Source organism: Daeguia caeni, from assembly GCF_042653845.1.
Classification (GTDB): domain Bacteria; phylum Pseudomonadota; class Alphaproteobacteria; order Rhizobiales; family Rhizobiaceae; genus Brucella; species Brucella caeni.
The window spans coordinates 125116-132845 of the sequence record NZ_JBHSEL010000031.1 but is presented as its reverse complement, the minus strand read 5'-3'; the positions used below and the strand labels follow the sequence as shown (position 1 = coordinate 132845).

The following is a 7730-nucleotide window of genomic DNA, read 5'->3' as shown; positions in this document are numbered from 1 at the left end:
TGTCATCTGATCCTCCGTAGTTTTTGTAAACATAGAGAATCATAAACTACTGAAATCGCTCAACTTAATTTTCGGTCGGGCTCATAGGCTTAAGACAGGATTTTTGACACCCAATTGTTTTGTTTTTCTATATTATTTGAGTAAAACTCATAACAATAAAACTCCAGTTACACCATCCTGATGGCTCACTTTTCCACTCTTGCAGTCAAGATGGAAAAGTGCATGAGCAATCAACCGCCACACGCAAAGCAACGATACAGAAACGCACGTTGCTGCACCTGAACAAACAGAATGCAGCTGCTGGATTTGTTTTGCTCACAAAACAATACGCCGCAAAATGCTTCGCGCACAAACGGATGCAGGATCATCAGGCTTGTCATGACTTGCGCAAGCTGCCCTCTCCACATGTGCTGGCAGACATGCTTGCATTCACACATGCTCTCACATGCCTGCCAATGGAGCCAGCACAGCAGATCCACCTCCACATCAGACCATCATGCATAAAATCATGGCTTCCCATGGAACGCAAAGCCGGGTCATGCGTTGGTTATGTGAGGGAATGCAACATGGTTATGGAGGAGAGACCATGGAACAGATTGGCTGGATTGGTGCAATCATCATTGGCGGACTTGCCGGCTGGTTCGCGGAAATGTTCATGAAAAGCAATCAGGGCGTACTCATGAACATTTTGCTGGGCATTGTTGGCTCTGCGCTGGCGAATGTTCTCCTCGGCCTTGTCGGCGTGATACTCACCGGTTGGCTAGGTTATCTGATTGCTGGCTTCATTGGCGCCTGTATTCTGATTGCCATCGGGCGCATGTTGCGCAGCAGTTAAAGCTTCTCAGCGTTGCAGGATCCGTAGAAATCGATCATCTGCCACCATGAAGGTGGATTGTGTCACGATAATCCCCGATTCACAGATGTGTCTGTGGTAGAAAGACCGTCTGCAAGGAGTATGAAAGTGTCCCTTAGATCGATTTTCGTCACAACCGGCATTGTCGTCGGTGCATGCACACTCAGCGGATGTGTTTCCGGGGGCTATTACAGTCCTGACTATGATAGCCCCTATTATGTCCGCGGCGGCTATGTCAGCAGCGGTATTTATATCGGCAATGATAGGCATTACCGAAATTATCATCGTCCACCGCGGCGCGATCACCGCAACCCACCGCCGCGCCGGCCGGACGAACATGGCAGGCCGGCACAACCAGGTCCCGGTGCCAATCCGCCACCGCCCCGTCCCGGCCAAAATGCCCAGCCACAGCGTCCAGACCCGGGTGCATGGCCCCGACCGCCTCGTCCGGGGCCCGTTATGCAGCCTGAGCCGGCACGACCAAAGCCCGATCATGGCCAGATGAAACCAGATCGCCGTCACCTGATAAGGCGCATGCCAACGGTTGATCTTTCGAGCCGCCGCTGATCACCAGGGCTTGCCGCATGGCTTTGTCAGTTGCGCGCAACGGAGCAAAACAAACGCCGGTGTCATGAACACCAGCGTTTACATTCAGCTCCTATGACAGATTACTCGCAGTTCCGGACAAAAAACCGGTGCCCACTTTTCCTGGAACTACAATTTTTCCTTTTGGCAGTTCCGGACGGAAAACCGGTGCCCACTTTTCCTGGAACTGCAATTTTTCCTTTCGCAGTTCCGGACGGAAAACCGGTGCCCACTTTTCCTGGAACTGCTTTAAAGCCTGATCACATATTCCTTGCGGGTGGTTTCCACCACTTCCCAGCTCCCCCTGAAGCCCGGGCGGGTGACAAAACTGTCGCCTGCCTTGAGCGTATGGCTTTCGCCACCCTCTTCGTGCACGACAGAATGGCCAGACAGAATGTGGCAGAATTCCCATTCATCATATTCGATGCGCCAATGACCGGGCGTGCTTTCCCAGACACCGGCAAACAGGGTGCCGTCAAAGGCCTCTTCCAGATTCCATGTGCGAAATCTGGGCGCACCGGACAGGACGCGCTCTGGCAAAGGCGCGCCCTCTTCCGCTTCAATGCCGGCCAGATCAAAAGCAACGAACCGGCACATCAGATCAGACCTTGGCCAACGCCTGTTCAATATCGGCGATGATATCATCGGCATTTTCGATACCGATCGACAGGCGCACGACATCCGGGCCGGCACCGGCTGCCACTTTCTGCTCATCGCTCAGCTGACGGTGCGTGGTGGAGGCCGGGTGGATGACCAGTGAACGCGTGTCGCCAATATTGGCAAGCAGCGAGAACAGTTCGAGGCTGTCGACGAATTTCACGCCAGCATCGTAACCACCCTTGAGACCGAAGGTGAAAACGGAACCGGCACCCTTTGGTGCATATTTCTGCTGCAGCGCATGGAACTTGTCGTTCGGCAGGCCGGCATAGCTGACCCAGGCGACTTTCTCATGGCCCTGCAGATAGGTCGCCACCTTCAGCGCATTATCGGAATGACGCTGCATGCGCAGTGGCAGCGTTTCCACGCCGGTCAGAATCTGGAAAGCATTGAATGGCGAAATGGCCGGACCAAAATCGCGCAGACCTAGAACGCGCGCTGCAATGGCAAAGGAAATATTGCCAAAGGTCTTGTGCAGTTCGAGACCAGCATAGTCCGGGCGCGGTTCGGTGAGCAGCGGATAATTGCCCGACTTTGCCCAGTCGAAAGTGCCACCATCGATCAGGATGCCGCCCATGGAATTGCCATGGCCACCGATGAATTTGGTGAGCGAATGAACGACAATATCCGCGCCATGTTCGATCGGACGGACCAGATAAGGCGAGGCAAGCGTGTTGTCGACAATGAGCGGCAGCCCGTGGTCATGGGCAATCTCGGCAATGGCCGCAATATCCGTGACAATGCCGCCCGGATTGGCAAAGCTCTCAATATAGATGGCGCGGGTGCGCTCATCGATCTGCTTGACGAATTCTTCCGGCCTGGTTGCATCAGCCCAGCGCACCTGCCAGTCAAATGACTTGAAGGACTGACCGAACTGGTTGATCGAACCACCATAAAGCTGGCGGGCCGCAACAAAATTGTCACCCGGCCGCAGAAGCGTGTGAAAGACCAGGAACTGTGCGGCATGGCCCGATGCGGTCGCAACGGCGGCCGTGCCGCCTTCAAGGGCAGCAATGCGCTCTTCCAGAACGGCCGTCGTCGGATTGGTAATGCGGGTATAGATATTGCCGAAAGCCTGAAGGCCAAACAGCGATGCCGCATGGTCGGCATCCTGGAAGACGAAGGACGTCGTCTGATAGATTGGCGTTGCACGCGCGCCAGTGGTTGGATCCGGCTTAGCGCCTGCATGGATCGCCAACGTTTCAATTCCGGGTGAGCGCTTTGACATAATTCCTCCTGACAACAATGCCTTGAATTGGGGGAGGACGTTAGGGCTTGCCCGACTGAAAGCAAAGGAAAAATTTTTGCCAAAATGTGATTCGACAGAAAAAATTGCTGCCAATTTATCCGTCGATCAGACGTGAATACTCGATGACCGGACATTTATCCATCACAACCCTCATGCCTGCTGCTTCCGCCTGTCTTGCCGCCTCTTCATGCACGACGCCGAGCTGTGCCCAGAGAACGGCTGGCCGCCATTTAAGGCGCAGAATTTCGTCGACAATGGCGGGCAGCGCGCCTGATTCACGAAAGACATCGACCATATCGACAGGCTCGGCAATATCACTGAGGCTGCCGACAAATGACTGCCCGTGCAAATCCTTGCCCACCTGCCCTGGATTGACCGGAATGACCCTGTAGCCCTTTTCCAGAAGAAAGCGCATGACGCCATAGCTAGGCCGTTCCGGCTTGGGAGACGCCCCCAGCATGGCAATGGTCTTGACCGTCTGAAGAATGTAACGGATCTGATTGTCGTCTTGAACAGGCATCCCATGCTCCCTGTGATCGCTGCATGGAAGCAGTCTAGCGCATTTGTCGACAGAGGTTAATGAAATCGGCCAAGATCGCCAATGCCCGGTTCATGGAGCTTGTTTCCAGTCCACGTGGCTGCGGGATTTATCCATGATGAATGCTGCAGCGGTGTAAACGAAAGCGGAGAAATTGTACTTTGTTTCTCACAGCTTAAGGCCACATGTTTGAAACGTTCGAGTCTTCCAGTTCCTGTTCAATACGGGCAGGGTCTTGGTGTATCTTCCGACAAGGGATATGCGTGTTCTTTCTTCGGGCATGACCCGGTGATGCTACAAGAACGTGCCGTGTTGCAATTTCCTGGCCGACCAGATGGTTCTCGTCGTGAATCATCACCTGATCGATCAGGCACCGCCCCGCTCCGGTAGTCGAACCGCTTTCACACGCACACGCAGGTTCGCTGCCTGAAGCATTCTGGCAAGACAATGGCAATCGAAACACTTCAAGCAACATTCAATCATGCAGCTTCATACTGGTGCCAACCGCCTAACCAGGTGGCCTATCATGCAGCATGACAAAGCCAAACCCGGGAACCCAGTACCTGTCCCATGTGACAAGGCATCCTCACGACCAGAATAACAAAACCGGTATAAGAACGGCTTTATTTCCGTTGCTTCAAGGTCCCATCAGACACCTGCAGCCGCTGCCAACACGACAACTGATCCGCCCTATCTTTATTCCGCATATCGGTCAGTATATCAGGCAGACGTCCCTCATGCCCGGCTTCCTCAAGGGCATAATAAACTTCATCCAGACAAAACCGCAGTCTATAGACTGGGTCTTTCTCATGATTGGGTATCGAAGGAATTTGCGATACAAAAAGCCGCCCGTGTGGATTTGAGAATGACCGCCAATCAAATCCACCATTTTCTGAATGACGGTTGCTCGGGAATACCCGGTCATCTTTCATAGGGTACTCTGGCTCCCTGACACAAAGAGCGCTCACCGCAGCCCCTTCAAATATGATGCTTGCGTTCTGCTTTCGCAGTCGCAACAGGTTTCACCTTGATCAAATCCATCCTTACAGCCTAAGACGATTTCAGGACAATTGTGGGAGCAAACGGGTCTTGGGATGACGGATCACTACAAGCCGATCATGACAGTTGAAGATCTTCGTCTTTTCATGCGGCGCGAATTTCCGCAACTGGACGACGCCTTCGAAATCGTCGCCATCGCGGCAGGCTCGGCCACATTGCGCCTTCATGCCAATGAAAGACATTTGCGCCCCGGCGGCACGGTTTCCGGCCCCTCGCTGTTCACACTCGCCGATGTTGCCGCCTATGCTGCCATTCTGGCCCATATCGGGCCGGCGGCATTGGCTGTCACCACCAATCTCAACATCAATTTCCTGCGAAAGCCTTCGCCCGGAACCGTCGAGGCAATCGCCAGACTGATGAAACTCGGCAAGCGGCTTGCCGTACTGGATGTCGCCCTGACAGACCCTGAAACGGGCCATCTTGTCGCCCACGCCACCACGACTTATTCCATCCCACCGCGGGAATCCTCAGAAAAATATGCGGTATCATAATACCAACTTTGTAACATATTGTTTTTATTGATATTTTAAATTTGCAGTTCAAAAACACCCCTTGACGAAACTGGCATGTTTGTGTATCGACCCAGCCAGAGTGGGCAAAGCGGACAAGTTTTACCCGCCAATCACGTTGGATCTTCCAACACAAGCAACAAGAAAAGCCCCTTCTTGAACGGGATGGGGATTAATCTTAAGGATAGCTTCAATGGCAACTTTCTCTCAGAAGCCGGCTGAAGTGGTGAAGAAGTGGGTACTGATCGACGCTGAAGGCATCGTCCTCGGCCGTCTGGCATCCGTCGTCGCCAATCGCCTGCGCGGCAAGCACAAGCCAACCTACACCCCGCATGTTGACGATGGCGACAATGTCATCATCATCAATGCCGACAAGGTTGTGCTGACCGGCAAGAAGTACACCGACAAGAAATATTACTGGCACACCGGTTATCCGGGCGGCATCAAGGAACGCACTGCACGTCAGATCCTCGAAGGCCGTTTCCCCGAACGCGTTGTCGAAAAGGCCATCGAGCGCATGATCCCGCGCGGTCCACTCGGACGCCGCCAGATGAAGAACCTGCGCGTTTATGCAGGTCCGAACCATCAGCACGAAGCTCAGCAGCCTGAAGTTCTCGACGTGGCAGCGCTGAACCGCAAGAACAAAAGGAACGCATAATCATGGCTGAGCAGCTCAACTCGCTCGAAGAACTCGGCACCGTCGCCAAGACCGAAGTCGAAGCTCCGGTCCATGTTCAGAAGCTGGACGCACAGGGTCGCGCATATGCCACCGGCAAGCGCAAGGACGCTGTTGCCCGCGTATGGGTCAAGCCAGGCTCTGGCAAGATCATCATCAACGACAAGGAATTCGACAAGTATTTCGCTCGTCCGGTCCTTCAGATGATCCTGCAGCAGCCGATCGTCGCCGCCAACCGCGTTGGCCAGTTCGACATCGTTGCTACCGTCGCTGGTGGTGGTCTGTCCGGTCAGGCCGGCGCTGTTCGTCACGGCATCTCCAAGGCCCTCACCTATTACGAACCAGGCCTGCGTCCGGTTCTCAAGAAGGGTGGCTTCCTGACCCGCGACAGCCGCGTTGTTGAACGCAAGAAGTACGGTAAGGCCAAGGCCCGCCGTTCGTTCCAGTTCTCCAAGCGCTAACGCACTTGGGGCCAGTTCTCCAAGCGCTAACGCACTTGGGGTCAATTCTCCAAGCGCAATCAGTCGCTTCAGAGCTTTTTGGAAAGCGGGCCTTCAGGCCCGCTTTTTTATTGACCGTAATTCAGCTATAGGCGCAGGACTGGCTGGAGATATTTCATGGCAAACAAGACCATCGATCATGCGATTACCGCCCGCAGCCTGACGAGCGCTGCCACAGATCCGACATATGCGGGCATATTGTCCTTCATGCGCCGCCTTTACAGCAAATCACTAAAAGGTGCGGAGGCTGTCATCTGGGGCATTCCATTCGATGCTGCCGTCTCCAACCGTCCCGGTGCGCGTTTTGGCCCACAGGCCATCCGCCGCGCTTCAGCCATTTTTGACAATGATCCGCAATATCCCTTTGCGCGTGACCTGTTCGAAAATCTCGCCGTCATCGATTATGGTGATTGCCTGCTCGACTATGGCAATCATTACAAGACGCCTGCCACAATCGAGCGGGAAGCCGCAAAAATCCTGAAATCCGGTGCCTTCCTTTTGTCGCTTGGCGGCGACCATTTTGTGACATGGCCCATTCTGAAAGCCCATGCCGCCAAATATGGCCCGCTGGCACTGGTACAGTTTGATGCCCATCAGGATACATGGTTTGATGACGGCAAGCGCATTGACCACGGCTCCTTTGTGGCGCGCGCAGTACGCGATGGCATTATCGACCCGAACCATTCGATCCAGATCGGTATCCGCACCAATGCTCCGGAAGATTGTGGCATCAAGATCATCTATGGCCATGAAGTGGAGGATATGTCCGCAGCAGCGATTGCAGACGCAATCCTGAAACGCACTGCTGGCAGAAAGACCTATCTCACCTTCGACATTGACTGTCTTGATCCGGCCTTTGCGCCCGGTACCGGCACGCCGGTTGCAGGTGGTCCATCCTCGGCCAAGATGCTGTCGGTGCTGCGCAAGCTGACAGAGCTGGATTTCGTCGGAGCCGATGTGGTGGAAGTCGCCCCTGCCTATGACCACGCCGATATTACGGCGATCGCTGGTGCGACCATTGCAATGTACTATCTGGGGCTTCTGGCCGAACGCAAGAACCGACGATAAAGCCGACACGGTAACTGAGCAACCTATCCGGCAGCT

Annotated in this window: 8 protein-coding genes; 5 read left to right on the top strand and 3 right to left on the bottom strand. The window is 54.3% G+C overall.

All coding sequences use genetic code 11. From position 1 onward, the window contains the following. Positions 1-586: 586 nt before the first annotated feature. A complete protein-coding gene (locus ACFO1V_RS03300) occupies positions 587-835 on the top strand; it encodes a GlsB/YeaQ/YmgE family stress response membrane protein (protein ID WP_374833090.1) in 249 nt (82 codons plus the stop codon). A gap of 852 nt (positions 836-1687) precedes the next feature. On the opposite strand, the gene ACFO1V_RS03295 is transcribed toward ACFO1V_RS03300, so the two are convergent. The 3 genes from ACFO1V_RS03295 to ACFO1V_RS03285 all read right to left on the bottom strand — a co-directional run bounded on the left by ACFO1V_RS03295 (position 1688) and on the right by ACFO1V_RS03285 (position 3864). Further along, complete coding sequence (locus tag ACFO1V_RS03295; protein WP_374832953.1) at positions 1688-2035, bottom strand: cupin domain-containing protein; 348 nt, start codon at positions 2033-2035, stop codon at positions 1688-1690. A 4-nt stretch (positions 2036-2039) separates the two neighbouring features. Further along, the gene (locus tag ACFO1V_RS03290; RefSeq protein ID WP_374832955.1) at positions 2040-3323 is read right to left on the bottom strand and encodes an O-acetylhomoserine aminocarboxypropyltransferase; all 1284 of its coding nucleotides are present in this window, start codon (positions 3321-3323) and stop codon (positions 2040-2042) included. Positions 3324-3438: 115 nt separating this feature from the next. After that, on the bottom strand, positions 3439-3864 hold the full coding sequence (locus ACFO1V_RS03285; RefSeq protein ID WP_374832957.1) for a CoA-binding protein: 426 nt from the start codon (positions 3862-3864) through the stop codon (positions 3439-3441). A gap of 1112 nt (positions 3865-4976) precedes the next feature. Here ACFO1V_RS03285 and ACFO1V_RS03280 point away from each other — a divergent pair. The 4 genes from ACFO1V_RS03280 to speB all read left to right on the top strand — a co-directional run bounded on the left by ACFO1V_RS03280 (position 4977) and on the right by speB (position 7694). Beyond that, entirely contained in the window at positions 4977-5432 is a 456-nt protein-coding gene (locus ACFO1V_RS03280) for a PaaI family thioesterase (RefSeq protein WP_374832959.1), read from the top strand. 211 nt (positions 5433-5643) lie between these two features. Then, entirely contained in the window at positions 5644-6108 is a 465-nt protein-coding gene (rplM, locus tag ACFO1V_RS03275) for a 50S ribosomal protein L13 (protein WP_374832961.1), read from the top strand. A 2-nt stretch (positions 6109-6110) separates the two neighbouring features. Further along, entirely contained in the window at positions 6111-6587 is a 477-nt protein-coding gene (gene rpsI, locus ACFO1V_RS03270; protein WP_374832963.1) for a 30S ribosomal protein S9, read from the top strand. 156 nt (positions 6588-6743) lie between these two features. Next, entirely contained in the window at positions 6744-7694 is a 951-nt protein-coding gene (gene speB / locus ACFO1V_RS03265; RefSeq protein WP_374832965.1) for an agmatinase, read from the top strand. Positions 7695-7730: the final 36 nt, after the last annotated feature.

Coding starts and splice junctions, on each gene's coding strand:
- ACFO1V_RS03300 (WP_374833090.1), top strand. CDS start 587: ATGGAACAGATTGGCTGGATTGGTGCAATCATCATTGGCGGACTTGCC.
- ACFO1V_RS03295 (WP_374832953.1), bottom strand. CDS start 2,035: ATGTGCCGGTTCGTTGCTTTTGATCTGGCCGGCATTGAAGCGGAAGAG.
- ACFO1V_RS03290 (WP_374832955.1), bottom strand. CDS start 3,323: ATGTCAAAGCGCTCACCCGGAATTGAAACGTTGGCGATCCATGCAGGC.
- ACFO1V_RS03285 (WP_374832957.1), bottom strand. CDS start 3,864: ATGCCTGTTCAAGACGACAATCAGATCCGTTACATTCTTCAGACGGTC.
- ACFO1V_RS03280 (WP_374832959.1), top strand. CDS start 4,977: ATGACGGATCACTACAAGCCGATCATGACAGTTGAAGATCTTCGTCTT.
- rplM (WP_374832961.1), top strand. CDS start 5,644: ATGGCAACTTTCTCTCAGAAGCCGGCTGAAGTGGTGAAGAAGTGGGTA.
- rpsI (WP_374832963.1), top strand. CDS start 6,111: ATGGCTGAGCAGCTCAACTCGCTCGAAGAACTCGGCACCGTCGCCAAG.
- speB (WP_374832965.1), top strand. CDS start 6,744: ATGGCAAACAAGACCATCGATCATGCGATTACCGCCCGCAGCCTGACG.